This is a genomic window from Streptomyces sp. NPDC006872 (assembly GCF_040635845.1).
Classification (GTDB): Bacteria; Actinomycetota; Actinomycetes; order Streptomycetales; family Streptomycetaceae; genus Streptomyces.
Window position 1 is genome coordinate 112,056 of the sequence record NZ_JBEYIL010000006.1, and the last position, 25,791, is coordinate 137,846.

The window sequence follows — 25,791 nt, forward strand, 5'->3', positions numbered from 1 at the left end:
CCACAAAACGAAGGTCAGCCCGCGTACAGAACGAAGGTCAGCCCGCGTCCCCGCCCAGCGGGTTGGGCAGCAGCGCCCACTGGTCCCCGGGCGCCCCCGGCGACAGCCGCATCAGCGTCAGCGCCTTGGTGGGCAGCGGCTGCTCGCGCAGCGCCCCGAGGTCCGGGGTGGGCGGGACGTCCCGCAGGGCCGTCTCCAGGGCCGCTCGCAGGGCCGTACGGCTGCCGGCCGTCCCGGCGAGCGCGCCCGCCACCAGGGAGCCGAACAGCTTGCGCCGCAGCGTCGTGACGTCGTCCGTGCGGATCCGGGCGGGCAGGCCGTCGGGGAGCGGGATGCCGTGCCGGGCCAGCCGGGCCGGGCTGACGCGGATGTCGGCCAGGTCGCGGTAGACCAGCCGCAGCGGGGCGCCCGACGCCGACAGCACCACCAGCAGGTTCTGCCCGTGCGCCTCCAACGCCACGCCCAGCTCCAGCAGTCGCAGCCCGACGGTGAGCGCCAGACGCGCGAACTGCGCCAACCAGGCCGGGGAGCCGGGCAGTTCGGTGCCGGCGAGGGCGGCCACCGGGACGACCCGCTCGCCCGGTGCGCCGTGGACGGCGGGCGACTCGCGCAACACGGCCGCCAGATCGGGGGAGTCGGCCGTCGCCGCGCCCAGGGTCCGGGTCATGTGCAGCAGGCCGTAGGCGCGCGGCGTCAACGTCTCCGCGAACTCCGACAGGGCCGCGGACGCGACGATGGAACCGATCGAGATGTCCCGCACCGAGGACGTCAGCCGGGTGCTCAACGCCGTCTTGACATGCGGACCGTCGGCGAGGGCAAGCGTGCGCAGCGACATCAGCGGATGCGCCGTGGCCCCCTCCTCGCAGGAGCGCTTGAGCACGTGCGCCGCCTGCCACGGATGCACCGGAATCACCAGCCGCGCCCCGTCCCGCAGCTGCGGCGGCCACTCGCCCGACACGAGGCACTCGTCGGCCGGCACCGGCAGCAGACCCAGCCGCACCGACGGCCGGTGCTCGGGCCCGTAGGCCAACTGCTCGGCCACCGTGAAGCCGGGCCGCGAACGGCAGCTGGGGTGGTACGGATGCCCGTCGACGACCCGCTGCTCCCACTCCCAGTCGTGCGCCGGCCATTCCCGCGGGTCCTTCAGCGAGGATGCGTGGGGGTCCTGCCCGGCCCGCGACAGCGCCAACGAGGCGACGCTGTGGCCGAGTTCGACGGCGAGATCCGCGCCGTGCGGCACCGCCAGCTCCGTCATCAACCGTGCCGGATCGTCGTACGCCACACCGTCCAGCCGAACCTCCGTCACATAGGAGGCGGTCGCGTACGGGTCCGCGCGCGGGCCGTGCAGACGGCGACCGTCGCTCAGTGTGAGCAGGCTCTCGCCCTCGGGTTCCGCCCGGTGCGCGATCCAGGGCAGCGGTTCATGGACGAGGGCCCGCCACAGCCGGGTCAGCACGGCGGCCCTGGCCCCCGGCAACGCGGCCGCGAACCGGGGACCGAGAGCGGGGCGTACGGTGGCCAGTTCTTCGGCCAGCTCGGACTCGGCGCTTGAGGGACGGTGCACGGGTGGGCTCCTGGGGTACGGGTACGACGTCACGGAGGGGCCGTGACGACGGCGATACTGATCGTCTCCGCTCAGAAGAACCGTAGGGAACCAGGGAACCAGTGGATCACGTGGACCTCATCCCCCCGCCCGCCGAGGCCGAGGCCGACGCCGAGGCCGACGCCTACGCGGCCGCGCCGCTGCTCAACTGCCTGCTCCGCGAGATCGGCGAAGAGCTGCCCCGACGGCCCGGAGCCGACGGGCGGCTCGTGTACCGGCTGCCCGGCAGCGGCCGTCTGCTGCGCGTGCGCGGCGCCCGGCGGCCGGCCGAGCCCGAGGTGGAGGCGGCGGGCGCCTGGCGCCGGATCGGCCACGAGGAGCTCGTCAAACTGGTCGCCGAGGAACTGCGCCGGCACACCGGAGCGTCCAACCACGAGCTGCCCACCGAGATGATCGACAGCAGGGACGCGGTGGCCGCGCTGCTCACCGCACGCGCGTGTGCCACCCCGCCCGCCGACCCCTATCTGCGCTCCGAGCAGTGCCTGATCACCGGCCACCCCCACCACCCCGCCCCCAAGGCGCGCGGCGGCGGCCCGCAGGCCGGCTGGCTGCCCTACGCCCCGGAGGCGTACGCCCGCTTCCCGCTCGTCGTGCTGGGCGTGCGCGAGGACACGGTCGTCGAGGAGGGCGACACCTCCGCGCTGGACGCCCTCGGCACGGCCCCGCCCGGCTACCGGCTGCTGCCCGCCCACCCCTGGCAGCTCGACCTCGTGGACCTCACCCAGGCCTTCGCCGACGGCCGTCTGGTCCGGCTCGGGACGACCGACTTCGACGCCTGGCCCACGGCCGCCGTGCGCACGCTGTACGCACCCGAGCGGGACCTGTGCCTGAAGTTCAGCCTCGACGTCCGCATCACCAACGACATCCGCCGGCTGTGGCGGCATGACCTGCTGGGACTGCGCCGCACCGACGCGGCGGCGGCCCGCGCCTTCGAGGCGATCGACGGCCCGGCGGCCTGGCTGAGCGACCGCGGCTACCGCACCGCCGACTTCGCCTTCGAGGAACTCGCCGTCCTGGTCCGCGACGGTCTCGACGGCCGTCTGCTGCCCGGTGCGACCCCGCTGCTCGCCGCGGGCCTGGTGGAGGGCTTCGAGGGCAGCCCGCTGGCCGCCGCGCCGGACCCGGCGGCCTGGTGGGAGGCGTACCTGGCCGTCGTCGTCCCGCCGGCGCTGGCTGCCTTCGCCGACCACGGCGTCGTCCTGGAGGCGCATCTGCAGAACACGCTGGTCGCCGTCGACGCCGAGGGCACCCCCGTGCAGGCCCTGTTCCGGGACGCCGAGGGCGTGAAACTGCTCGCGGACGTGGAGCGGGCGGCCGGCTGGGAGCGGCTGGTGTACTGCCTGGTCGTGAACCATCTGTGCGAGGTCGCAGCGGCTCTCGCCGAGCGGTGCCCCGGCCTCGACCCCTGGCCCGCCGTACGCCGTGAACTGGCCCGCCACGACCTCCCCGAGGCCGTCGCCCTGCTCACCGCGCCCACCCTGCCCGGCAAGACCAACCTGCTGCTGCGCTGGACGGGCGCGGACGGCGCCGACGCCCGCTACCTGCCGCTGCCGAACCCGCTGGTCGGCACATGATCTGAACTACGCTGGCCGATGTGCTGCGCGATGTGACTGCTGTTCGATACGTGAACCCGCTGAGGTCCGGCGGCTCCGTCCCCGGAGTCGTCGAGGCCGACGACCTGGGCACCTACGTCGTGAAGTTCACCGGCTCCGCGCAGGGCCGCAAGGCGCTGGTCGCCGAGGTGATCGTCGGCGAGCTGGCGCGCGCCCTCGGGCTGCGCTTCCCCGAGCTGGTCCTGGTGCACTTCGACCCGGCGATCGCCGACGGCGAGCCCCACCAGGAGGTGCGGGAACTCCACGGCGCCAGCGCGGGCCTCAACCTCGGCATGGACCACCTGCCGGGCGCGCAGGACTTCACCCCGGAGATCGCGAAGTCCTTCCCCGTGGACCCGCTGGAGGCCGGCCGGATCGTCTGGCTCGACGCCCTGACCGTCAACGTCGACCGCACGGTCCACAGCTCCAACCTGATGATCTGGCCCACCCTGGGGATCGCGCCCCCGCGGCTGTGGCTCATCGACCACGGCGCGGCCCTCGTCTTCCACCACCGCTGGGACGGCGCCGACCCCGAGAAGGCGTACGACTTCCGCCATCACGCCCTCGGCCACTACGCCCCGGACGTCCGGGCCGCCGACGCCGAGCTGGCCCCCAGGGTGACCGAGGAGCTGCTGCGCGCGATCGTGGCGGAGGTGCCGGACGCCTGGCTGACGGACGAGGACGGGTTCGGCGCGCCGGACGTCCTCCGAGAGGCGTACGTGGCGTACCTCCACGCGCGCGTGTGCGCCTCCGCGGCCTGGCTGCCCACCGACTTCCCCACCCGGGAGGAACTCGCCGCCGAGGAGGCCCTCAGGGCGGCGAGGACACAGCAGGGCCGGCCGAAATGGCTGAAGCAGGTCCCCGACCTGCACGGCAAACCGGCCGCGGAACAGGATTGGTCGGTGCATCTCGGATGACCCGGATCGTGCAGATCGAGTACTGCACCCAGTGCCGTTGGCTGCCCCGCGCGGCCTGGCTGGCGCAGGAGCTGCTCACCACCTTCGAGACCGAGCTGACCGAGCTGTCGCTCAAGCCCGGCACCGGAGGCGTCTTCGTCGTCCGGGTGAACGACGAGGTGGTCTGGGACCGCCGAGAGCAGGGCTTCCCGGAGCCGACGGCGGTGAAGAGGCTCGTACGCGACCGAGTGGCCCCGGGAAAGTCCCTGGGCCACTCGGACAAGCCTGCGCAGGACGACGTCAGCCCTTGAGCCTCGGCTCTTGAGCCTCAGCCCCTGAGTCTCAGCCCTTGAGCTGCTCGTACGCGGGCAGGGTGAGGAAGTCCGCGTAGTCCTCGTCGAGGGAGACCGTCAGCAGCAGGTCGTGGGCCTGCTGCCAGTGGCCGGACGCGAAGGCCTCCTCGCCGATCTCCGCGCGGATCGCGGCCAGTTCCTCGGCGGCGACCTTGCGGGCCAGCTCGGGCGTGGCCTTCTCGCCGTTCTCGAACTCGACGCCCGCGTTGATCCACTGCCAGATCTGCGAACGGGAGATCTCGGCGGTGGCCGCGTCCTCCATGAGGTTGAAGATGGCGACCGCGCCCAGACCGCGCAGCCAGGCCTCGATGTAACGGATGCCGACCTGGACGGCGTTGACCAGACCCGGGTACGTCGGCACGGCCTTCAGCGAGTCGACGGCGATCAGGTCGGCCGCCTCGACGTGGACGTCCTCGCGCAGCCGGTCCTTCTGGTTCGGCTTGTCGCCGAGGACCTTGTCGAAGGACTCCATGGCGATCGGGACCAGGTCGGGGTGGGCGACCCAGGAGCCGTCGAAGCCGTCGCCCGCCTCACGGTCCTTGTCCGCGCGCACCTTCTCGAAGGCGACCTTGTTGACGTCCGCGTCCCGGCGGGAGGGGATGAAGGCCGCCATGCCGCCGACGGCGTGCGCGCCGCGCTTGTGGCAGGTGCGGACGAGGAGTTCGGTGTACGCCCGCATGAACGGGGCGGTCATCGTCACGGCGTTGCGGTCCGGGAGAACGAACCTGGCGCCGCCGTCACGGAAGTTCTTGACGATGGAGAACAGGTAGTCCCAGCGGCCCGCGTTCAACCCCGAGGCGTGGTCGCGCAGTTCGTAGAGGATCTCCTCCATCTCGTACGCGGCCGTGATCGTCTCGATGAGCACGGTGGCGCGGACCGTGCCCTGCGGGATGCCGACGTGGTCCTGCGCGAAGACGAAGACCTCGTTCCAGAGACGGGCCTCCAGGTGCGACTCCGTCTTCGGGAGGTAGAAGTACGGGCCCTTGCCGAGGTCGAGCAGGCGCTGCGCGTTGTGGAAGAAGTACAGGCCGAAGTCGACGAGCGCGCCGGGGACCTGGGTGCCGTCGGGGGCGACCAGGTGACGCTCGTTCAGGTGCCAGCCGCGCGGGCGCATGACGACCGTGGCGAGCTCGCCGGCGTCCTTCAGCGCGTACGACTTCCCGGACCTCGGGTCGGTGAAGTCGATGTTCCGGGTGTAGGCGTCGGCCAGGTTGAGCTGCCCGAGGACGACGTTCTCCCAGGTCGGCGCCGAGGCGTCCTCGAAGTCCGCGAGCCAGACCTTGGCGCCCGAGTTGAGGGCGTTGATCGTCATCTTGCGGTCGGTCGGGCCGGTGATCTCGACCCGGCGGTCGTCCAGGGCCGCGGGGGAGGGGGCCACCCTCCAGGAGTCGTCCGCGCGGATCGCGGCGGTCTCCGGGAGGAAGTCGAGCGTGGAGGTGCGGGCGATCTCGGCGCGGCGCTGCGCCCGGAGGGCGAGGAGCTCGTCACGGCGCGGTGTGAACCGCCGGTGCAGCTCGGCCACGAAGGCGAGCGCCGCCTCGGTGAGGACCTCCTCCTGCCGCGGCAGGGGCTCGGCGTCGACGATGGCCAGCGGGGACGGCGCTGGTGCGGACATGAGCGGTCACTTCCTTCAGCGTGCGTGGCACCGGGTGCCCTTCTGATCAATGGATACTAGTTTCCTCATCGTGGAAGTTCAATGGTTTGTTGACGTCAAGATTCCTACGGGCCCGCGGTGGGGCCATGGGGCCCGGTGGGACCGGTGAGGCGGCCGAGATCCTCGGGGGTGTCGATGTCGTACGGCTCGGACACGTCCCCGCACTCCACGAGCGTGACGGTCGCCGCGTGCTCCTTGAGGTAGGCGCGCGCACCCCGGTCCCCGCTCGCGCTCGCCGCCACGCCCGCCCAGTGGGCCGACCCGAACAGCACGGGATGGCCGCGCAGACCGTCGTAGGCCGCCGCCGCGAGCGAGTGCTCGTCCTCGAACGCGGCGAGCACCCGGGCCACGGCCCGCGGCCCGATGCCCGGCTGGTCGACGAGCGAGACCAGCGCGGCCCGCGCCCCCGACCCGGCGAGCGAGCCGAGGCCGACGCGCAGCGAGGCGCCCATGCCCTGCTCCCACTCCGCGTTCTCCACGACCACGCACCCCGCCAGCCGCGCCCGCTCCCGTACCGCGTCGGCTCCGGCCCCCAGCACCACGTACACGCGCGTGCAGCCCGCCGCCCGCAGCACCCCCACCGCGTGTTCCACGAGCGGCCGCCCCCGGTGTTCGAGCAGCGCCTTGGGCCGCCCGCCGAGCCGCCGGCCCCCGCCCGCCGCGAGGAGCAGGCCGACGACCGGGCCTTCGGCGTTCTCGGGGTCCTCGGCGGCGACGGCGGCCCGGTCCTCGTATTGCGTCATGCGTCCTGCATACCCGACCAGGGACTGAATTTCCGTCCGCGCAGTGGCGGATCCGGCATCGGGTGGCGTTAACTGACCCGCGCGTCCTTCGGTGCTCGACCAGCGCCATGGGGGCGCGGGGTGGGAACACGCGCGCGTACTCGCACGCGCGCGGGTTGGTGCCAGGGGGGAGCCGTGTTGCGAAGCTTGGGGCAGAGGGCGCAGAGGGCAGTGACCGGCAGCGACGAGGATCCGAGGGTGGCGGAACTGCGGGCCGCGGTGTCCCGGCTGCGCCGCGAACTCGCCGCGCACCCGGCCGAGTTCCCGGACCGGGTCGTCGCCGAGGACGAACTCGCCGCGCTCGCCGCGATGGCCGCGCACGGGATCCCGGAGATTCCCCGGTTACGCCGGTCGCTGTTGCTGATCGCCGGGGCGATCGGCTCCATGAGCGCCCTGTCCCGCGGACTGTCGGACGTGCGCAGCGCGGTGGAGCTGTTCGGCGAGCCACCGCGCCGCTGAGTCGTGGGGGCGGTGCCGGGCGGTGGCCGACGTGGGCTCGGATGTCGCAGGCCGGCTCGTAGGCGCCGCTGCGCATGTCGTCGCACAGGGTTCGGCAGGCGGCGAGCCGCGCGGCGAACTCGGGTGAGGCCTGCCGGGCGCGCATCGATTTCGACGTCCTGCCGGGCGGCGAAGGACCTGAAGGAGTCGCGGGCCAGGCTGACCGCTGCCTGTCCACGCCGCTCTCGGGCAGCCTCCGGGCCACCCGTGCACCGCCCTACACCGTCGGTCCCGAGCTGGTCAGCGCCTCCGACAGCTCCACCGCCACCTGCTGGAGCACGGGCACGATCCGCTCCGTGGCCGACTCCGTGACACGGCCCGCCGGGCCGGAGATGGAGATGGCCGCCGCGGTGGGGGAGTCGGGCACCGACACCGCCAGACAGCGGACGCCGATCTCCTGCTCGTTGTCGTCGACCGCGTACCCGGCGCGCCGCACCTCGGCGAGCGCGGCGAGGAAGCCGTCGGCCGTGGTGATCGTCTTCTCGGTGGCGGCGGGCATGCCGGTGCGGCCGAGCAGGGCGCGCACCTCGGCGTCCGGGAAACCCGCGAGCAGGGCCTTGCCGACGCCCGTGGAGTGCGGCAGGACCCGGCGGCCGACCTCGGTGAACATCCGCATCGAGTGCTTGGACGGCACCTGCGCCACGTACACGATCTCGTCGCCGTCGAGCAGCGCCATGTTCGCCGTCTCGCCGGTCTCCTCGACCAGCCGGGCCAGGTAGGGGCGGGCCCAGGTGCCCAGCAGCCGGGAGGCGGACTCGCCGAGCCGGATCAGCCGCGGGCCGAGCGCATAGCGGCGGTTGGTCTGCTGGCGGACGTAACCGCAGGCCACCAGGGTGCGCATCAGGCGGTGGATGGTGGGCAGCGGCAGCCCGCTGCTCGCGGACAGCTCGCTCAAACCCACCTCGCCGCCCGCGTCCGCCATCCGCTCGAGCAGATCGAAGGCGCGCTCGAGGGACTGGACCCCTCCGCCGGCGGACTTGGCGGAGTCGGTGGTGCTGGCGCTGGACGTCGGCACGGCGCGTTCCTCTCGAAACTGGCGGTACGAATCTGACGGTTCGAAACTGGCGGGAGGGGCTGAAGCCTACCCGGCGGTCGGTTGACTCCTCGCTTGTGCCTAGCTACGTTCTGCTTGTCGGAATACTAATTCCGCTTTGTGGAAACGTCCAGAGTGCCGGAGGTGGGCGCTCTGCGGGGAAGTGTGCCCTTGACGGTGTGGAGGCGGGAGTGAAGACTCCTTCAACGGAATGTTGAACAGAGAGGGGTCCGGGTGTCCGACGCTGAAGCTGACCTGGTGCTGCGCTCGACGCGGGTCATCACTCCCGAAGGGACGCGTCCCGCGGCGGTCGCGGTCGCCCGCGGCACGATCACGGCCGTCCTGCCCCACGACGCCCCCCTGCCCGAGGGCGCCCGCCTGGAGGACTTCGGCGACGACGTCCTGCTGCCCGGGCTGGTCGACACCCACGTGCATGTCAACGACCCCGGCCGCACGCACTGGGAGGGCTTCTGGACCGCCACCCGCGCGGCGGCGGCCGGCGGCATCACCACCCTCGTCGACATGCCCCTGAACTCCCTGCCGCCCACCACGACGGTCGACAACCTCCGCGTCAAGCGGGAGGTCGCCGCCGACAAGGCGCACATCGACGTCGGCTTCTGGGGCGGCGCCCTGCCCGACAACGTCAAGGACCTGCGGCCGCTGCACGACACCGGCGTCTTCGGCTTCAAGGCGTTCCTCTCCCCGTCGGGCGTGGACGAGTTCCCGCACCTCGACAGGGACGGCCTGGCCCGGTCCCTCGCCGAGATCGCCGGGTTCGACGGCCTGCTGATCGTGCACGCCGAGGACCCCCGCCACCTGGAGGCGGCCCCGCAGACGGGCGGCCCCAAGTACGCCGACTTCCTCGCCAGTCGCCCGCGCGACGCCGAGGACACCGCCATCGCGGGCCTCATCGCCCAGGCGAAGCGCCTGCACGCGCGCGTGCACGTGCTGCACCTCTCGTCGAGCGACGCGCTGCCGCTGATCGCCGCCGCCAAGGCGGAGGGCGTCCGCATCACGGTCGAGACGTGCCCGCACTACCTGACCCTCACCGCCGAGGAAGTCCCGGACGGCGCCAGCGAGTTCAAGTGCTGCCCGCCCATCCGTGAGTCCGCCAACCAGGACCTGCTGTGGCAGGCGCTGGCGGACGGCACCGTGGACTGCGTCGTCACCGACCACTCGCCGTCCACGGCCGACCTGAAGACGGACGACTTCGCGACCGCGTGGGGCGGCATCTCGGGGCTTCAGCTCAGCCTGGCGGCGGTGTGGACCGAGGCGCGCAGACGCGGTCACGGCCTGGAGGACGTCGTGCGGTGGATGTCGGCCCGGACGGCCGCGCTGGTGGGTCTGTCGCAGAAGGGCGCGATCGAAGCAGGCCGCGACGCCGACTTCGCCGTCCTCGCCCCCGACGAGACCTTCACCGTCGATCCGGCCGCCCTCCAGCACCGCAACCGCGTCACGGCCTACGCCGGCAAGACCCTGTACGGCGTCGTGAAGTCGACCTGGCTGCGCGGCGAACGCATCGTCGCGGACGGCGAGTTCACCGAACCGAAGGGGCGACTCCTCACCCGCACCCCCTGACCCACCCCGCACCCGCACCGCACCGGCACCCGCACCGGCCGACTACCGAAAGGCAGACCTGATCACCGTGACGGCGATACAGAGCTTCACCGGCGACGCGAACCCCTACGGCGGCGGCGACCCGTACGCGGACCACCGCACCGCCGACTTCCCCTTCACGCACCACGCCAACCTCGCCGACCGGCAGCTCGGCGCGGCGGTCGTCGCCGCCAACGACGAGTTCTTCGCGCAGCGCGAGAACCTGCTGCTGCCGCACCCCGCCGAGTTCGACCCGGAGCGCTTCGGGCACAAGGGCAAGATCATGGACGGCTGGGAGACGCGTCGCCGCCGGGGCGCCTCCGCCGACCACCCGTGGCCGACCGCCGAGGACCACGACTGGGCGCTGATCCGGCTCGGCGCGCCCGGCGTGATCCGGGGCATCGTCGTCGACACGGCCCACTTCCGCGGCAACTACCCGCAGGCCGTGTCCGTCGAGGGCACGTCGGCGCCGGGCTCGCCGTCCCCCGAGGAACTCCTCGGCGACGACGTGAAGTGGACGACGCTCGTCCCGCGCACGCCGGTCGGCGGCCACGCCGCGAACGGTTTCTCCGTGTCGGTGGAGCAGCGCTTCACCCACCTGCGGGTCAACCAGCACCCCGACGGCGGCATCGCGCGCCTGCGCGTGTACGGCGAGGTCGTCCCGGACCCGGAGTGGCTGTCCGTGCTCGGCGCCTTCGACGTCGTCGCCCTGGAGAACGGCGGCCGGGCCGAGGACGCGTCGAACCTCTTCTACTCCCCGGCGTCCAACACCATCCAGCCGGGCCGCTCCCGCAAGATGGACGACGGCTGGGAGACCCGCCGCCGCCGTGACACCGGCAACGACTGGATCCGCTACCGGCTGGTCGCCCAGGCGCAGATCCGCGCGCTGGAGATCGACACCGCGTACCTGAAGGGCAACAGCGCCGGCTGGGCCTCGGTGTCGGTCAAGGACGGCGAGAGCGGCGAGTGGACGGAGATCCTGCCGCGCACCCGCCTCCAGCCCGACACCAACCACCGCTTCGTCCTGCCGACCCCGGCCGTCGGCACGCACGCGCGCGTGGACATCTACCCCGACGGCGGCATCTCCCGCCTGCGCCTGTTCGGCTCCCTCACGGAAGCGGGCGTCGCGGCCCTGACCGCCCGCCACCAGGAGCTGGGCGGCTGATCCGGCCCGCGCCGCCGTGAACACCCCGTCGGGGACGGGGTGTTCACGGGCAGGACGAGAGGGCGGCGCACCACGACTTCGGTCACCCGCACCGGGTGCGCGGGAGTCTCCTGCACCGGGTGCGGGAGGCGCCCGCCCGACGCTCACGCCGCGTGTCCGCCGTCCACCGCGAACTCGGCGCCGGTGACGTAGTCGGCCGCCGCGAGATGCGCGACCGCCGCGGCCACCTCCTCCGCCCGCCCGAAGCGGCCCAGCGCGGTCATCGTCGCCTGGGCGGCCGCGTACGGGCCGTCCGCCGGGTTCATGTCGGTGTCGACCGGGCCCGGGTGGACGAGGTTCGCCGTGATCCCGCGCGGACCCAGCTCCCTGGCCAGCGCCTTGGTCAGTCCCACCAGGGCCGACTTGCTCATCGCGTACAGCGTGCCGCCCGGGCCGGGCACCCGCTGCGTCATACAGCTGCCGATCGTGATGATCCGGCCGCCGCTCGTCATCCGCCCGGCGGCCGCCTGCGAGGCCAGGAACACCCCGCGCACGTTCACCGCCAGCACCCGGTCGACCTCGGAGAGGTCGAGCTGCTCCAGCGGGCCGAGGACGCCGACGCCCACGTTGTTCACCAGCACGTCGAGACCGCCCAGCGCCTCCGCCGCCCGGTCCACCGCCCCGGCCGCCTCCGCCGGGTCCGCCGAGTCCGCGCGCAGGGCCACCGCCCGCCGCCCCAGGCCCGCCACGGCCCGCACGACGTCCTCGGCCGCCTCCTTGCCGTTCAGGTACGTCACCGCCACATCCGCGCCCTCCCGCGCGAGCCGCAGGGCCGTGGCCGCCCCGATCCCGCGACTGCCGCCGGTGACCAGGGCCGCCTTGCCGTGCAGAGTTCCGTGTGCCGTCGTCCTTGCGTATGTCGTCGTCATGCCTCCATCCCAGCCGTCGGGGTCCTGCGCCGCTGGCGGCGAACGGACATCGAGATCGCCGGGGCTGGCTCGGACCTCGAAGGCCGGCCCCGCCATGGCCCGCAGGAACTCCCGGACAACGGGTAGCCGCAGGTTAACTTCCCGAAAATTCATCGGACTTGACGGGAAAATCCTCGGAGTTGTCATTGACATGCCACGGTCTACGCGCGTCATCATGTCGGCATGAGATTCCCCCCACGAATCACCCGCATCGGAGCATCGGCGGCCGTCCTGACCGCCCTGCTCGTCGGCGGCACCGTCTCCGCCACGACGGCGCACGCCGCGGTCGGCAGCATCTGCTACGGCAGCCTGCCGTCCCAGGCGTACGACACCCTCGAGCTGATCGAGGAGGGCGGACCCTTCCCGTACTCGCAGGACGGGGCCGTCTTCCAGAACCGCGAGGGCGTGCTGCCCAGTCAGTCGACCGGCTACTACCACGAGTACACGGTGAAGACCCCCGGGTCGTCGACGCGCGGAGCGCGCCGCATCGTGACCGGGAAGAAGACCGACGAGGACTACTACACGGCGGACCACTACGTCACGTTCAAGCTGATCAACTACGGCTGCTGAGCCGGCCCCCGATCAGCTGTCGAACGCCGAGGAGCGGCGCGACGGGACCGGAGGTCCGGCTGACCCCACTCAGCCCGACCTCCGGCTCTCCGCGGCGGCGAACAGGGCGAACGCCAGCACGATGAGCGCGGCGCTCGCGTACACCTCGTAGCCGTCGAGGAAGCCGAGCCGCTGCACGAGACCCACGTGCCAGTCGGTGAACTCGTGCAGCAGGCCCAGGACGCCCTGCACCAGGGCGAGAAATCCGAGTACTCCCAGCAGTTCCTTCATGTCCGAGACCCTCGCCCCGCGGACCCCCCTCGCGCCATCGGCCGCGGGGCGAGACATGTCCGACGCAAGGCCCCGTCCCGGCGGCCCGGCCGCGCCGAAAGTAGCGGGCGCCGCGACTTCGGTCGATCGTCACCTCCCTTCGGTAGGGATCCGGGCCACGAAGAGGTGCCGCGGGCCCGCACTGCGTAGATTTGTCGACCATGAAGGCAGACGACGACACGGCGCCGACGGCGGTCGGAATCACCGGACGCCGATGGCTGCTGCCGTCCGCCCTGGTCGCGGAGCTCGCCCCGGACCCCGAGCGCCCCGGCCGGCCGCAGCGGCGCACCGCCCGCGACTGGGTCGTGGACTTCTGCTGCTTCCTCATCGCCGTCGGCGTCGGCCTGGCGGTCGCGGACGCGTTCCCCGGCGGCGCGGACCTCTCGCCCGCCTTCGCCGTGACCGACCAGCTCCTGGGCGTCCTCGCCTGCGCGGCGGTCTGGCTGCGCCGCCGGTGGCCCCTCGCCCTGGCGGTCGCCCTGGTCCCGCTCGGCTTCCTGTCGACCACCTCGGCCGGCGCCTGCGCGGTCGCCCTCTTCACGCTCGCCGTGCACCGGCCGCTGCGCTATGTGGCCTGGGTGGGCGGCGCCCAGCTCGCCCTGCTCCCGCTGCTGGCCTGGGTCCGCCCGGACCCCACCCTGGCGTACGGGCCGTCGGTGGCGTGGAGCGTGCTGTTCATCGTCACGGCCATCGGCTGGGGCATGTTCGTGCGCTCCAAACGGCAGCTGATGCTGAGCCTGCGCGACCGTGCCCGGCGCGCCGAGACGGAGGCCCGACTGCGCGCCGAGCAGGCGCAGCAACTGGCCCGCGAGTCCATCGCCCGGGAGATGCACGACGTGCTCGCCCACCGGCTCACCCTGCTCAGCGTGCACGCGGGCGCGCTGGAGTTCCGTCCCGACGCGCCCCGCGAGGAGATCGCGCGGGCGGCCGGGGTCATCCGCGAGAGCGCCCACGAGGCCCTCCAGGACCTGCGGGAGATCATCGGAGTCCTGCGGGCCGGCGAACCCGACGACGCGGGCCGCCCGCAGCCGACGCTGGCCGCCCTGGACACGCTGGTCGCCGAGTCCCGGGAGGCCGGCATGAAGGTGACCCTCGACCAGCGCGTCACGGACGCCGACGCCGTCCCCGCCTCGGTCGGCCGCACCGCCTTCCGCATCGTCCAGGAGTGCCTCACCAACGCCCGCAAGCACGCCCCGGGCGCGGAGGCCGCGGTCACCGTGTCCGGCGGGCGGGGCGAGGGCCTCGCCGTGACCGTGCGCAACCCGGCCCCCGAGGGCGACGTACCGGCCGTCCCCGGCTCCGGCCAGGGCCTCATCGGCCTGACCGAACGGGCGACGCTCGCCGGGGGCCGCCTCACGCACGGGGCCTGCGAGGACGGCGGGTTCGAGGTACGGGCCCGGCTGCCGTGGGCGTGAGCGGAGCCTGTCCCTCCGGCCACCGGCACGGTGACCCGCTGCGTCCGCACTGCCCGCATCCGCGCAACTCGCCTGCCGCAACCGTGATTACGTAAGACCCATGACTGCGATCAGACTCCTCCTCGTCGACGACGATCCCCTGGTGCGGGCCGGTCTGACGTTCATGATGGGCGGCGCCGACGACATCGAGATCGTCGGTGAGGCCGCCGACGGCGGCGAGGTGGAGGGGCTCGTGGAGCGCACCCGGCCCGATGTCGTCCTGATGGACATCCGGATGCCGTCCGTGGACGGAATCACCGCCACCCGACGGCTGCGGGAGCGCGAGGACGCCCCGCAGGTCGTGGTGCTCACCACCTTCCACGCCGACGAACAGGTGCTGCGGGCGCTGCGCGCGGGCGCCGCCGGGTTCGTCCTCAAGGACACCCCGCCGGCCGAGATCCTCGACGCCGTGCGCCGGGTGGCGGCCGGCGACCCCGTCCTGTCGCCCGCGGTCACCCGGCAGTTGATGGACCATGCGGCCGGCACGGCCGCCGACACCCGGCGCGCCCACGCGTGCGTGCGGCTCGCGGTGCTCGGCGAGCGCGAACGCGAGGTGGCCGTCGCGGTCGGCCGGGGACTGTCCAACGCGGACGTCGCCGCCGAACTGTTCATGAGCGTCGCCACCGTGAAGGCCCATGTCTCCCGGGTGCTGGCCAAGCTCGACCTGAACAACCGGGTCCAGATCGCCCTCCTGGCCTACGACGCGGGCCTCTTGGAGCAAGGGGAGCAAGGGGAGCACGGCGGGCACTGAGCGGACGTCCCGCGCGTTGTAGGGGGTGGCATGTTCTGCGGACGACGTGAGGGGGAGCGGCATGGTCGAGACGGTCGACCTGGGCGAGTTCGGCGACGACTTCCGCAGGAACCCGCACCCGGTCTACGCGCGGCTGCGTGAGCGCGGCCCGGTGCACCGGGTGCGGCTGCCCGAGGAGGACCACGTGACCTGGCTCGTCGTGGGCCACGCGGAGGCGCGCGCGGCGCTCGCCGACCCCCGGCTGGCCAAGGACGCCTCGCGGATGGGCCGCACGTTCCCCGACGATCGGGCGATCGGCAGACACCTGCTGGTCTCCGACCCGCCGCAGCACACGCGCCTGCGCTCGCTGGTCTCCCGCGCCTTCACCGTGCGCCGCGTGGAGGAACTGCGGCCGAGGATCCAGGAGATCACCGACGACCTGCTCGACGCGATGCTTCCGCACGGCCGCGCCGACCTCGTGGAGTCGCTCGCCTACCCCCTGCCCCTCACCGTCATCTGCGAGCTCCTCGGCGTTCCCGAGCTGGACCGCACCGAGTTCCGCAAGCTGTCGAGCGAGGCCGTCGCGCCCACGAGCGCACAGGCCGAGCGCGACGCGTTCGTGCGGCTCGGCGAGTACCTGACCGAGCTGATCGAGGACAAGCGGTGCGCCGGACCGAGCGGCGACCTGCTGAGCGACCTGATCCGCACCACCGCGCAGGACGGCGACCGGCTCTCGCCCGGGGAACTGCGCGGCATGGCGTTCGTGCTCCTCATCGCCGGCCACGAGACGACCGTCAACCTGATCTCCAACGCGGTGCATGCCCTGCTCACCCACCCGGACCAACTCGCCGCCCTGCGCGCCGACATGACCCTGCTGGACGGCGCGGTCGAGGAGACCCTGCGCTACGAGGGGCCGGTGGAGAACGCCACGTACCGGTTCGCCGCCGAGCCGCTGGAGATCGCCGGCGTGCCCGTCGCGCCGGGCGAGGCGGTGATGATCGGCCTGACCGCAGCAGGCCGGGACGCGGAGCGCTTTCCGGCTCCCGACGGCTTCGACATCCGCCGCGACAACCGCGGCCACCTCGCCTTCGGCCATGGCATCCACTACTGCCTGGGGGCCCCGCTGGCCCGCCTGGAGGCCCGCACGGCGATACGTTCCCTCGTCGAGCGCGCCCCGTCCCTGGCGCTCGACGGACCGCCCGGCGAATGGATCCCCGGCATGCTGATGCGCGGAATGCGCAGCCTGCCGCTCCGCTGGACGCCGAGCAGCGACCCCCGGGCCTGAGCCACCGGAGCCTGAGACACCGGAGCCTGAGACACCGGCGCGCCCGTGTTCAGCCCGCCTCCGAGGTCTCCGGGATCTCGGCGAGCCACACCGCTCTGCGCTCCCGCCGGGAGACCTCGCAGGCCTCCGCGATCCGCAGGGCCTGGAGTGCCTCGCGGCCGTCGCAGGGGTTGGCCCGCTTGCCGCGCACGACGTCCACGAAGGCGTTCAGCTCCGCCTGGTACGAGGGCTCGAAGCGTTCCAGGAACCCGGTCCACGGCTTGTCCGCGGCGGGCGGCCCGGTGGGTTCGGTGGACGCGATCGGCGTGCGGTCGTCCAGGCCGACGACGATCTGGTCGAGCTCCCCGGCCAGCTCCATGCGGACGTCGTAGCCCGCGCCGTTCAGCCGCGTCGCCGTCGCCGTGGCGAGGGTGCCGTCGTCGAGGGTGAGGACGGCGGCGGCCGTGTCCACATCGCCCGCCTCGCGGAACATCGCCGGTCCGGCGGCGGACCCGGTGGCGTAGACGTCCGTCACCTCGCGCCCGGTCACCCAGCGCAGACAGTCGAAGTCGTGGATGAGGGCGTCCCGGTAGATCCCGCCGGACACCGGCAGCCACGAGGCCGGCGGCGGCGACTCGTCGGACGTCAGCGCCCGCACCGTGTGCAACCGTCCGAGCCGCCCCGAACGCACCGCCTCCCGGGCCCCCGCGTACCCCGGGTCGAAGCGGCGCTGGAAGCCCATCTGAAGGATCGTTCCGGCGGACTCGACCTCGGCGATCGCCTGTAAGGTCCCCGCCAGATCCAGGGCGATCGGCTTCTCGCAGAAGACCGGCAGCCCGGAGCGTGCCGCCCGGCCGATCAGTTCGGCGTGGGCCGAGGTCGCCGTCGTGATCACCACGGCGTCCACGCCCCAGCGGAAGATCTCGTCCACCCCTGGGGCGGCCGTCTCGCCCAGCCGGTACGCGAGCTCCTGAGCCCGCGCGTGGTCCGCGTCCGTCAGGATCAGGGATCCGACCTCGCGGTGACGGCTGAGTGTGTTCGCATGAATGGTGCCTATGCGGCCCGTCCCGATGACCCCGATGCGCATGGAATCAAAGTGACCTCGCAGGCAGTGCCCTGTCAATGCGTATGTCCGGACAACCGAACCACAGAACTTCCCGTCAACCGGCCACGGAGCTACGCTCGGCCCGTGCCGAAACCAGGAGTGGACCCGACTGTGCAGCTCGAACTACGTGTGGACCGAAGCTCTCCGGTGCCGTTGTACTTCCAGCTGGCCCAGCAGCTGGAGGCCGCGATCGAGCACGGCTCGCTCACCCCGGGCAGCCTGCTGGGCAACGAGATCGAGCTGGCCGCACGGCTCGGCCTGTCCCGGCCGACCGTCCGCCAGGCGATCCAGTCGCTCGTCGACAAGGGCCTCCTGGTGCGTCGGCGGGGCGTCGGCACGCAGGTCGTGCACAGCCAGGTCAAGCGCCCCCTGGAGCTCAGCAGCCTCTACGACGACCTGGAGGCGGCCGGGCAGCGTCCGGCGACCACGGTCCTGGTCAACACCATGGTCCCCGCGTCCGCCGAGGTCGCTGCCGCGCTCGCGGTCGCCGAGGGCAGCGACGTCCACCGGGTGGAGCGGCTGCGGCTGGCGCACGGCGAGCCGATGGCGTACCTGTGCAACCACATCCCCTCCGGTCTGCTCGGTCTGGACACCGAGCAGCTCCAGGCCACCGGCCTGTACCGGCTGATGCGGGCCGCCGGGATCACCCTGCACAGCGCCCGGCAGTCCATCGGCGCCCGGGCCGCCACCGCCGCCGAGGCCGAGCGGCTCGCCGAGGACGAGGGCGCCCCGCTGCTGACCATGCAGCGCACGACCTTCGACGACACCGGCCGCGCGGTGGAGTTCGGCGACCACATCTACCGGCCGACCCGCTACTCCTTCGAGTTCCAGCTGCTCGTGCGCCCCTGAGGACTCCTCTGAGGGCTCCCCCGAGGACCCCCGTGCGGACCCCGTGCGGATCCCGGGCCGGGACCCGGGGCGAGGGGTCGCCCCGCAGCGTGTTGGTCGCATTGTCCGGACAATATGCCAGGATGGCGATATGTCAGGACGAGACAGTCGACGGTCATGAGACGTGTGACCCCCTTCACGGCCGCCCGAGGCAGGGTGCGGGACCGCGTCGCCCTGTCGCGCCGCCCCGTGGGCCTCGACCAGCCACGACACACCCGGGAACGGCCGACGACGCGCACGGCCCGCCGCCGCCCGGCTCGGCACCCGGCATCAGGGTGAGGCAGAATCGGCGACGATGAGCACCTACGGCAACTTCACCGCCCCCATCGGCTCCCGCCGCGCACCGGCGCTGCGCACGGTAGGCACCCGGGAGCGCCGCTCGCACCTGACCGCGCCCCGGGTGCCCACGGTGGGCATCGACATCGGCGGCACCAAGGTGATGGCGGGCGTCGTCGACGCCGACGGCAACATCCTGGAGAAGGTCCGCACGGAGACCCCGGACAAGTCCAAGAGCCCGAAGGTCGTCGAGGACACCATCGTCGAGCTGGTCCTGGACCTCTCCGACCGCCACGACGTGCACGCGGTCGGCGTGGGCGCGGCGGGATGGGTCGACGCGGACCGCAACCGCGTCCTGTTCGCGCCCCACCTGTCCTGGCGCAACGAGCCCCTCAGGGACCGTCTCTCCGGTCGGCTGGCGGTTCCCGTGCTGGTCGACAACGACGCCAACACCGCCGCCTGGGCGGAGTGGCGCTTCGGCGCGGGCCGCGGCGAGGACCACCTCGTCATGATCACCCTCGGCACCGGCATCGGCGGCGCGATCCTGGAGGACGGCCAGGTCAAGCGCGGCAAGTACGGCGTCGCCGGCGAGTTCGGCCATATGCAGGTCGTGCCCGGCGGCCACCGCTGCCCGTGCGGCAACCGCGGCTGCTGGGAGCAGTACAGCTCGGGCAACGCGCTGGTCCGGGAGGCCCGTGAACTGGCCGCCGCCGACTCCCCGGTGGCCTACGGGATCATCGAGCACGTCAAGGGCAACATCGGCGACATCACCGGCCCGATGATCACCGAGCTGGCCCGCGACGGCGACGCCATGTGCATCGAGCTGCTCCAGGACATCGGCCAGTGGCTCGGCGTCGGCATCGCCAACCTGGCCGCCGCCCTCGACCCGTCCTGCTTCGTGATCGGCGGCGGTGTCTCGGCTGCCGACGACCTGTTGATCGCCCCCGCGCGGGACGCCTTCAAGCGCCAGCTCACCGGCCGCGGCTACCGCCCCGAGGCCCGGATCGTCCGCGCCCAGCTGGGCCCCGAGGCCGGCATGGTGGGGGCCGCCGACCTGGCCCGCCTGGTCGCCCGCCGCTTCCGGCGCGCCAAGCGCCGCCGCGTGGAGCGTTACGAGCGCTTCGAACGATTCACGGAGGCGGCCCGCCGAGCCCAGGACCCGGCGTGACCGCCGGGCCGCCCCGCACCGCCCCGGACACCGCATGACCACCGCACCGCCCCGCACTACCTGGGACATCGCATGACAGCATCGCTGCCCCACCAGGCCGCGGCCGCCGGTGAGCCGTCCCGCCCGCCGGAGGACCGCCGGCACGTGATCCGCCGCAGGGCGCTCACCCTGCTGATCATCGTGCTGCTCATCGGCGTCCCGGCCGGCTACCTGGTGATCTCCGCCAACCAGAGCCGTGACAGCGGCAGGAACAAGGAGGCCAAGTACTCGGCCACCGGCCTGACCGAGGGCTGGCCGTCGAAGGTCCAGCGCCGGCTGTACCAGGTGCCGATCCCGCACCCGTCGAACCAGGTCGCCTACTACGAGACGAACAACTGGAAGACCAGCCGTCTCTATGTGCAGTTCCAGACCACGCACGACGGTCTCGACCAGTTCCTCGCGGACGTCGGTCTGAGCCGGGCCGACCTGAAGAACGGCGACATCACCATCAGCGCCCGCGACCAGGAGATCACGGGCTGGAAGTTCACCGGCCCCGGCTCCCGCCCCGGCGACGACTTCGGCATCGTCCATGAGCAGAAGGACCCCCAGCCGACGCTGGACATCGTGGTGAACACCGGCAACGCGGTGTACCCCTTCGTCTACGTCGTCTCGCGCGCGGTCCCCTGATCCACCCCGACCCACCCCGCCCGGACCCGGCCAGGCCCGAACGGAGCCGACCGGACCCGACGGGGTGCTCGGCAGGCCGCCGGGGCCGAATGTCAGACCCCGCCCGTAGAGTCGAAGACGACTGATCCGACACGCGGGCGGGAGGTGGACACAAGGTATGCGCGCCCTGGCCGACGACGGCACGGCACCGGCGAAGACGGCTTGCGTCCCGGTGCGGCTGGCCGCCGTCTTCCTGCCCGCACCCCTCCCGCGCGAGGGCCGCGTCGCCTTCTGGGACCCGGCCGACGGCACACTGCCCGACACGACGGACGCGGAGCCCACGGAACTCACCGTCGTGCGCCGCCACGGTTCCTCGATCCGCCGCAGGCAGGCCCCGGCCCTGTCCCTGCCGCTCGACAAGGCGCTCCCGCTGCTCGTGCGCGCCCGCCGCGACCCCGCCGCCCACCCGGCGACGGCCTGCTGGGGCGCGGCCGCGCTGCACGCGCTGCGGCTCACCGCCCGCGGCCGCCTGCTGCCCGGTCTGACGCCCGCCGGGCACGACGCCTGGCGGGCGGGCCCGCTGGACCCGGAGGACATCGCACACCTGCGCGCGGTCGCCGCCGCGCTCCCGCACGAGGGCCACGCGGTGCCGCTCCCCGGCCCCGGCCCGCTGCTGCTGCCCCGCCCGGAGGCCCTGATGCGGTCCTTCCTGGACGCCGTGGCGGACACCATGCCCCGCACCCCGGCCGCGCCCCACGCGTGCGGGAAGCCCTTCGCGGACCGCCGGCCCCAGCGGCTGCCCGGCGCGCACGACTGGGCCGCCGAGGTCGCCGCGGGCATGGACGCGGGCGTGCGGATCTCGCTCCGCCTCGACCTGAACGCGTACGACCTGTTCGACGACGGCGGCGGGCGGGGGCGCAGCGCGGGCGCGGCCGTCGTCCAGGTGCACAGCCTCGCCGACCCCACCCTGGTGACCGACGCGGCGGCCCTGTGGGCGGGCGCGGCCGACGCCGCCTTCGGGGCACGCGCACGCGTGGACGCGGCCCTCGCGGTGCGGCGCGCGGCCCGCGTCTGGCCGCCGCTCGCCCGGCTCGCCGAACAGGACGCGCCGGACGTCCTGGCCCTCGCCGAGGACGAACTGGGCGATCTGCTCGGCGTGGCGGCCACCCGGCTCGCGGCCGCCGGCGTCGCCGTGCACTGGCCGAGGGACCTGGCGCAGGACCTCGCCGCGGCCGCCGTGGTGCGGCCCGCGCCGGGCTCGGCGACCGACGGCACCGGCTTCTTCGAGAGCGAGGAACTGCTGCAGTTCCGCTGGCAGCTGGCGCTCGGCGGCGACCCGCTCAGCGAGGCCGAGATGGACCTGCTGGCGGAGGCCCACCGCCCGGTGGTCCGGCTCCGCGACCAGTGGGTCCTGGTCGACCCGGCGCTCGTGCGCAAGGCCCGCAAGCGCGAGCTGGGCCTGCTGGACCCGGTCGACGCCCTGTCCGTCGCCCTCACCGGCACCGCGGAGGTCGACGGCGAGACCGTGACGGCGGTCCCCGTCGGAGCCCTGGCCACCCTGCGCGACCGGCTCACCGCGGGGGTGCACCCCGCCGAGCCGCCGGCCGGCCTGCACGCCACCCTGCGCGACTACCAGCTGCGCGGTCTGGCCTGGCTGGACCTCATGACCTCCCTCGGCCTCGGCGGCTGCCTCGCCGACGACATGGGCCTCGGCAAGACGATCACCCTGATCGCCCTGCACCTGAAGCGGGCCCGCACCGAGCCGACCCTGGTGGTCTGCCCGGCCTCCCTGCTGGGCAACTGGCAGCGCGAGATCACCCGCTTCGCGCCCGGCGTCCCCGTCCGCCGCTTCCACGGCCCCGAGCGCAGCCTGGCGGACCTGTCCGGCGGCTTCGTCCTCACCACGTACGGCACGATGCGCTCGGCGGCCCCCGCACTGGCCGAGCAGCCCTGGGGCATGGTCGTCGCGGACGAGGCCCAGCACGTCAAGAACCCCTACTCGGCGACGGCGAAGGCGCTGCGCACGATCCCGACGCCCGCGCGCGTGGCGCTCACCGGCACCCCCGTCGAGAACAACCTCTCCGAGCTGTGGGCCCTGCTCGACTGGACGACACCGGGACTGCTCGGCCCCCTGAAGTCCTTCCGCGCCCGGCACGCGCGCGCGGTGGAGAACGGCGAGGACGCAGCCGCGGTGGAGCGCCTCGCCCGCCTGGTCCGCCCGTTCCTGCTGCGCCGCAAGAAGTCCGACCCCGGCATCGTGCCCGAGCTGCCGCCCAAGACCGAGACCGACCATCCGGTCCCGCTCACCCGCGAACAGGCCGCGCTGTACGAGGCGGTGGTGCGGGAGTCCCTGCTGGCCATCGAGACGGCGGACGGCATCGCCCGCCGCGGCCTGGTCCTCAAACTCCTGGGCGCGCTGAAGCAGATCTGCGACCACCCGGCCCTGTACCTCAAGGAGGAGGCCGCCTCCGTCGGCGACGCCCTGGCCACCCGATCCGGCAAACTCGCCCTGCTGGACGAGCTGTTGGACACCCTGCTCGCGGAGGACGGCTCGGCCCTCGTCTTCACGCAGTACGTCGGCATGGCCCGCCTGATCACCGCCCACCTCACCGCCCGCGCGGTCCCGGTCGAGCTCCTGTACGGCGGCACCCCGGTACCCGAGCGGGAGCGGATGGTGGACCGCTTCCAGAGCGGCGCGACCCCGATCCTCGTCCTCTCCCTGAAGGCCGCCGGCACCGGCCTGAACCTCACCCGCGCGGGCCATGTCGTCCACTTCGACCGCTGGTGGAACCCGGCGGTGGAGGAACAGGCCACCGACCGCGCCTACCGCATCGGCCAGACCCAGCCGGTCCAGGTGCACCGCCTGATCACCGAGGGCACGGTCGAGGACCGCATCGCGGAGATGCTCGAGGCCAAGCGCGCCCTGGCCGACGCGATCCTCGGCTCCGGCGAGTCGGCCCTCACCGAACTGACGGACCGTGAACTGTCCGACCTGGTCAGGCTGCGGAGGGAGGCGTGATGGGGGAGCCGGAGAGGGACGAGCCGGAGAAGGACGAGCCCGAGAAGGCGGAGGCGGCGGCCCCCGAGGCGTACGAGGAGCCGGGTTCGAGGCCGGCCGACGAGGCACGCCGCGCGCTGCGCGAGGCCCGGGAACGGCGGCAGGAGCAGTCCCACAAGCAGGAGCAGCCCGAAGGCCGGGCCCCCAGGCCGGGCGACGCCGCTCGCGCGGCCCTGCGGCGGACGCCGGAACCCGCTCCCGCTCCCGCTTCCGGATCCGCTCCCGGACCCGCTTCCGCAGCCGACGGCACCCCCGTGGCGGACACCCCGGCAGCCGACGCCGTCCCCGCACCGGCCCCCGCCCCGCAGACCCCCACCCCTCAGACCCCCGCGGGCCCGCGTCCCGGGGACGTCGCCCGTGAGGCTCTGCGCGCGGCGCGGGCGCAGGCGCGGCAGGGCGCGGCCGACGCGGGGGAGCCGACCGGGCCCGAGACCGCACGCAACGGCCCCCGTTCCCCCTCCCGCCCGCGCCCCCGCGCCGACGTCCGCCCCGCCGAAGCCCGCCCACCGAGCCGTACGCGCGACCCTGTCGCCGACGAACGTGCGCGTGTCGTCAGGGAGTCGCTCGCTGGCGCCTTCCGGATGCCGTCCCACGAGCACGAGACGGCCGAGTCGGAGCCCGAGTTCGGGACCGAGCCAGAGCCCGAGTTCGAGTCCAGGCCCGAGTTCGAGGCCGAGCCAGAGCCCGAGTTCGAGTCCAGGCCCGAGCCCGAGTTCGAGGCCGACGGGGACGACGCGGCGACCGCCGACGAGAGTTCGTTCCTCCCGACCGCCGAACCGCCCCGCGCCGCACGCTCGATGGCCGCCCCCTCCCGGGACGGCGACCACCGCCGCACCTTCCCCGCCTTCCCCCCGCGCACCGGCGGCTCGTTCGCGGAGACCTGGTGGGGCAACGCCTGGGTCGCCGCGCTCGAGGAGGGCGCCCTGGACCCGGGCCGCCTGGCCCGCGGGCGCGGTTACGCCGAGCAGGGAAACGTGGACGCGATCACGGTCACCCCCGGGCTCGTCCTGGCGTACGTACAGGGCAGCCGCCCCCGTCCGTACCGCGTACAGGTGCGGCTGCGCACCCTGGGCGAGGAGGACTGGGAGCGTTTCCTGGACGCCGCCGTCGAGCGCCCCGGACACATCGCCGCCCTGCTCGACAAGGAGATGCCCGAGTCCCTCGCCGAATGCGGGGTGCCCCTGCTGCCCGGCCCCGGCGACCTCGAGCCGCACTGCAGCTGCCCCGACCGCGGTCACCCCTGCAAGCACGCCGCCGCCCTCTGCTACCAGAGCGCGCGACTGCTCGACGCCGACCCGTTCGTCCTGCTCCTGCTGCGCGGCCGGGGCGAACGCGAGCTGCTCGACGCGCTGTCCCGCCGCAACGCCGCCCGCGCGGCCCGCGCCGCTCAGGAACAGGAACCGGAACCCCTGCCGGGCGTACGGGCCGGGGAGGCCCTCGCCGAGCGTCGACTGCCGCCGCTCCCGGCCCCGTCGCCCGTGCCCCCGCACCCCGAGCAGCCCCCGGCCTACCCGTCCGCGCCGGGCGGCCCGGACTCCTTCGCGCTGGACCACCTGGCGACCGACGCGGCGGCCCGCGCCCACGCCCTGCTGCTCTCCGGGCACGACGAGATCGGTGAACTGACCCTCTGGCAGGACGCCGTACGGCTCGCCGCGTCGCGCCCCGGCTCCGGGCTCACCGCCACCACCCGCTCCCTGTACGCCTCGCTCGCCTCCGCCGCCGGCCGCACCCCGTCCGAGCTGGCGCGCGCGGTGGCCGCCTGGCGCCAGGGCGGGCCGGACGGGCTCATCGTCCTGGAGGAGCAGTGGGATCCGCCGGCCGGACGCTTCGACCGGGCCCGCCCCCTCCTCCTCGCCGCCGACCTGCCCGCCTTCCGCCCGCGTCGCAACCACCTCACCCACCCGCGCGGTCACGTCCAACTCCGCTTCGGCCGCGACGGACTGTGGTACGCCTACGAGTCGGATCCGGGCCACGACGACTGGTGGCCGCGCGGCACCCCCGACCCGGATCCGGTGGGCGCGCTCACCGGCCTGGGCGGCGCCGACGAGATGTGATCGTCGCCCCGGTGCAGGCGGCTGCGCGACGCGAATCGGAGCTTCCCAGGGTGCGTCGGTACGATGCTCGCGCGTCGTGTCTCACATGTGTGAAGCCCGATGCATCGGATCTTCGCGAGGCTGCCACAACGTGGGACGGCCTGCACGGGGT

The 25,791-nt window shown here is 73.6% G+C and carries 22 protein-coding genes; 15 read left to right on the forward strand and 7 right to left on the reverse strand.

What is annotated here, in order from left to right; all coding sequences use genetic code 11:
• Nucleotides 1-37: 37 nt before the first annotated feature.
• Nucleotides 38-1,564, reverse strand: coding sequence for an IucA/IucC family protein (locus ABZ725_RS19335; protein ID WP_358803842.1), 1,527 nt, complete (start codon nucleotides 1,562-1,564; stop codon nucleotides 38-40).
• Nucleotides 1,565-1,674: 110 nt separating this feature from the next.
• Between ABZ725_RS19335 and ABZ725_RS19340 the strand changes: the two genes are divergently transcribed.
• From ABZ725_RS19340 to ABZ725_RS19350, 3 genes are read left to right on the forward strand one after another with little or no spacing between them, the layout of a single operon-like run.
• Nucleotides 1,675-3,177 (forward strand): IucA/IucC family protein, encoded by a 1,503-nt coding sequence (locus ABZ725_RS19340; RefSeq protein WP_358803843.1) that lies wholly within the window; start codon nucleotides 1,675-1,677, stop codon nucleotides 3,175-3,177.
• A gap of 20 nt (nucleotides 3,178-3,197) precedes the next feature.
• Complete coding sequence (locus ABZ725_RS19345) at nucleotides 3,198-4,112, forward strand: HipA family kinase (protein WP_358803844.1); 915 nt, start codon at nucleotides 3,198-3,200, stop codon at nucleotides 4,110-4,112.
• On the forward strand, nucleotides 4,109-4,402 hold the full coding sequence (locus ABZ725_RS19350; RefSeq protein WP_351905429.1) for a SelT/SelW/SelH family protein: 294 nt from the start codon (nucleotides 4,109-4,111) through the stop codon (nucleotides 4,400-4,402). The genes ABZ725_RS19345 and ABZ725_RS19350 overlap by 4 nt, the downstream gene beginning before the upstream one ends.
• A 31-nt stretch (nucleotides 4,403-4,433) precedes the next feature.
• Here ABZ725_RS19350 and aceB read toward each other — a convergent pair whose 3' ends face one another.
• Entirely contained in the window at nucleotides 4,434-6,059 is a 1,626-nt protein-coding gene (gene aceB, locus ABZ725_RS19355; RefSeq protein ID WP_358803845.1) for a malate synthase A, read from the reverse strand.
• 104 nt (nucleotides 6,060-6,163) lie between these two features.
• Nucleotides 6,164-6,841, reverse strand: coding sequence for a nucleotidyltransferase family protein (locus tag ABZ725_RS19360; protein ID WP_358803846.1), 678 nt, complete (start codon nucleotides 6,839-6,841; stop codon nucleotides 6,164-6,166).
• A 210-nt stretch (nucleotides 6,842-7,051) separates the two neighbouring features.
• On the opposite strand from ABZ725_RS19360, the gene ABZ725_RS19365 reads away from it, so the two are divergent.
• Entirely contained in the window at nucleotides 7,052-7,339 is a 288-nt protein-coding gene (locus ABZ725_RS19365; protein WP_351905421.1) for a DUF5955 family protein, read from the forward strand.
• 256 nt (nucleotides 7,340-7,595) lie between these two features.
• Here ABZ725_RS19365 and ABZ725_RS19370 read toward each other — a convergent pair whose 3' ends face one another.
• Complete coding sequence (locus tag ABZ725_RS19370) at nucleotides 7,596-8,393, reverse strand: IclR family transcriptional regulator (protein ID WP_351905417.1); 798 nt, start codon at nucleotides 8,391-8,393, stop codon at nucleotides 7,596-7,598.
• 252 nt (nucleotides 8,394-8,645) lie between these two features.
• On the opposite strand from ABZ725_RS19370, the gene allB reads away from it, so the two are divergent.
• Together allB and alc are read left to right on the forward strand one after the other, a co-directional pair.
• Nucleotides 8,646-9,989, forward strand: a complete 1,344-nt coding sequence (allB, locus tag ABZ725_RS19375; protein ID WP_358803847.1) for an allantoinase AllB — start codon at nucleotides 8,646-8,648, stop codon at nucleotides 9,987-9,989.
• A 67-nt stretch (nucleotides 9,990-10,056) separates the two neighbouring features.
• Nucleotides 10,057-11,172 carry an allantoicase gene (gene alc, locus ABZ725_RS19380; protein WP_358803848.1) on the forward strand — a complete coding sequence of 372 codons (1,116 nt, stop codon included), beginning with the start codon at nucleotides 10,057-10,059 and terminating at the stop codon, nucleotides 11,170-11,172.
• Nucleotides 11,173-11,315: 143 nt separating this feature from the next.
• On the opposite strand, the gene ABZ725_RS19385 is transcribed toward alc, so the two are convergent.
• Complete coding sequence (locus tag ABZ725_RS19385; RefSeq protein WP_351905411.1) at nucleotides 11,316-12,080, reverse strand: SDR family oxidoreductase; 765 nt, start codon at nucleotides 12,078-12,080, stop codon at nucleotides 11,316-11,318.
• A gap of 222 nt (nucleotides 12,081-12,302) precedes the next feature.
• On the opposite strand from ABZ725_RS19385, the gene ABZ725_RS19390 reads away from it, so the two are divergent.
• On the forward strand, nucleotides 12,303-12,689 hold the full coding sequence (locus ABZ725_RS19390; RefSeq protein WP_351905409.1) for a ribonuclease domain-containing protein: 387 nt from the start codon (nucleotides 12,303-12,305) through the stop codon (nucleotides 12,687-12,689).
• A 69-nt stretch (nucleotides 12,690-12,758) separates the two neighbouring features.
• On the opposite strand, the gene ABZ725_RS19395 is transcribed toward ABZ725_RS19390, so the two are convergent.
• The gene (locus ABZ725_RS19395; protein ID WP_351905407.1) at nucleotides 12,759-12,959 is read right to left on the reverse strand and encodes a hypothetical protein; all 201 of its coding nucleotides are present in this window, start codon (nucleotides 12,957-12,959) and stop codon (nucleotides 12,759-12,761) included.
• Between the two features lie 200 nt (nucleotides 12,960-13,159).
• Here ABZ725_RS19395 and ABZ725_RS19400 point away from each other — a divergent pair, with 200 nt between their 5' ends.
• The 3 genes from ABZ725_RS19400 to ABZ725_RS19410 all read left to right on the forward strand — a co-directional run bounded on the left by ABZ725_RS19400 (nucleotide 13,160) and on the right by ABZ725_RS19410 (nucleotide 16,467).
• Nucleotides 13,160-14,413, forward strand: a complete 1,254-nt coding sequence (locus tag ABZ725_RS19400; RefSeq protein WP_358803849.1) for a histidine kinase — start codon at nucleotides 13,160-13,162, stop codon at nucleotides 14,411-14,413.
• A 100-nt stretch (nucleotides 14,414-14,513) separates the two neighbouring features.
• On the forward strand, nucleotides 14,514-15,203 hold the full coding sequence (locus tag ABZ725_RS19405; RefSeq protein WP_358803850.1) for a response regulator transcription factor: 690 nt from the start codon (nucleotides 14,514-14,516) through the stop codon (nucleotides 15,201-15,203).
• Between the two features lie 61 nt (nucleotides 15,204-15,264).
• A complete protein-coding gene (locus ABZ725_RS19410; protein ID WP_358803851.1) occupies nucleotides 15,265-16,467 on the forward strand; it encodes a cytochrome P450 in 1,203 nt (400 codons plus the stop codon).
• A 49-nt stretch (nucleotides 16,468-16,516) separates the two neighbouring features.
• Here ABZ725_RS19410 and ABZ725_RS19415 read toward each other — a convergent pair whose 3' ends face one another.
• On the reverse strand, nucleotides 16,517-17,533 hold the full coding sequence (locus ABZ725_RS19415) for a Gfo/Idh/MocA family oxidoreductase (RefSeq protein ID WP_351905399.1): 1,017 nt from the start codon (nucleotides 17,531-17,533) through the stop codon (nucleotides 16,517-16,519).
• 129 nt (nucleotides 17,534-17,662) lie between these two features.
• Between ABZ725_RS19415 and ABZ725_RS19420 the strand changes: the two genes are divergently transcribed.
• The 5 genes from ABZ725_RS19420 to ABZ725_RS19440 all read left to right on the forward strand — a co-directional run bounded on the left by ABZ725_RS19420 (nucleotide 17,663) and on the right by ABZ725_RS19440 (nucleotide 25,640).
• The gene (locus ABZ725_RS19420) at nucleotides 17,663-18,400 is read left to right on the forward strand and encodes a GntR family transcriptional regulator (protein WP_351905597.1); all 738 of its coding nucleotides are present in this window, start codon (nucleotides 17,663-17,665) and stop codon (nucleotides 18,398-18,400) included.
• Nucleotides 18,401-18,734: 334 nt separating this feature from the next.
• Nucleotides 18,735-19,883, forward strand: coding sequence for an ROK family glucokinase (locus tag ABZ725_RS19425; RefSeq protein ID WP_351905397.1), 1,149 nt, complete (start codon nucleotides 18,735-18,737; stop codon nucleotides 19,881-19,883).
• A gap of 72 nt (nucleotides 19,884-19,955) precedes the next feature.
• Nucleotides 19,956-20,549 carry a sugar kinase gene (locus ABZ725_RS19430; protein WP_351905395.1) on the forward strand — a complete coding sequence of 198 codons (594 nt, stop codon included), beginning with the start codon at nucleotides 19,956-19,958 and terminating at the stop codon, nucleotides 20,547-20,549.
• Between the two features lie 157 nt (nucleotides 20,550-20,706).
• Nucleotides 20,707-23,547: a DEAD/DEAH box helicase gene (locus ABZ725_RS19435; protein WP_358803852.1), complete on the forward strand. Its 2,841-nt coding sequence runs from the start codon at nucleotides 20,707-20,709 to the stop codon at nucleotides 23,545-23,547.
• Nucleotides 23,547-25,640: an SWIM zinc finger family protein gene (locus ABZ725_RS19440; protein ID WP_358803853.1), complete on the forward strand. Its 2,094-nt coding sequence runs from the start codon at nucleotides 23,547-23,549 to the stop codon at nucleotides 25,638-25,640. The genes ABZ725_RS19435 and ABZ725_RS19440 overlap by 1 nt, the downstream gene beginning before the upstream one ends.
• Nucleotides 25,641-25,791 lie beyond the last annotated feature (151 nt).

What these genes read in the sequence shown, in the direction of transcription:
- ABZ725_RS19410 (WP_358803851.1), top strand. Translation starts at nt 15,265, where the DNA reads ATGGTCGAGACGGTCGACCTGGGCGAGTTCGGCGACGACTTCCGCAGG.
- aceB (WP_358803845.1), bottom strand. Translation starts at nt 6,059, where the DNA reads ATGTCCGCACCAGCGCCGTCCCCGCTGGCCATCGTCGACGCCGAGCCC.
- ABZ725_RS19390 (WP_351905409.1), top strand. Translation starts at nt 12,303, where the DNA reads ATGAGATTCCCCCCACGAATCACCCGCATCGGAGCATCGGCGGCCGTC.
- ABZ725_RS19385 (WP_351905411.1), bottom strand. Translation starts at nt 12,080, where the DNA reads ATGACGACGACATACGCAAGGACGACGGCACACGGAACTCTGCACGGC.
- ABZ725_RS19405 (WP_358803850.1), top strand. Translation starts at nt 14,514, where the DNA reads ATGACTGCGATCAGACTCCTCCTCGTCGACGACGATCCCCTGGTGCGG.
- ABZ725_RS19415 (WP_351905399.1), bottom strand. Translation starts at nt 17,533, where the DNA reads ATGCGCATCGGGGTCATCGGGACGGGCCGCATAGGCACCATTCATGCG.
- ABZ725_RS19425 (WP_351905397.1), top strand. Translation starts at nt 18,735, where the DNA reads ATGAGCACCTACGGCAACTTCACCGCCCCCATCGGCTCCCGCCGCGCA.
- ABZ725_RS19440 (WP_358803853.1), top strand. Translation starts at nt 23,547, where the DNA reads ATGGGGGAGCCGGAGAGGGACGAGCCGGAGAAGGACGAGCCCGAGAAG.
- ABZ725_RS19400 (WP_358803849.1), top strand. Translation starts at nt 13,160, where the DNA reads ATGAAGGCAGACGACGACACGGCGCCGACGGCGGTCGGAATCACCGGA.
- ABZ725_RS19435 (WP_358803852.1), top strand. Translation starts at nt 20,707, where the DNA reads ATGCGCGCCCTGGCCGACGACGGCACGGCACCGGCGAAGACGGCTTGC.
- ABZ725_RS19430 (WP_351905395.1), top strand. Translation starts at nt 19,956, where the DNA reads ATGACAGCATCGCTGCCCCACCAGGCCGCGGCCGCCGGTGAGCCGTCC.
- ABZ725_RS19350 (WP_351905429.1), top strand. Translation starts at nt 4,109, where the DNA reads ATGACCCGGATCGTGCAGATCGAGTACTGCACCCAGTGCCGTTGGCTG.
- ABZ725_RS19360 (WP_358803846.1), bottom strand. Translation starts at nt 6,841, where the DNA reads ATGACGCAATACGAGGACCGGGCCGCCGTCGCCGCCGAGGACCCCGAG.
- ABZ725_RS19395 (WP_351905407.1), bottom strand. Translation starts at nt 12,959, where the DNA reads ATGAAGGAACTGCTGGGAGTACTCGGATTTCTCGCCCTGGTGCAGGGC.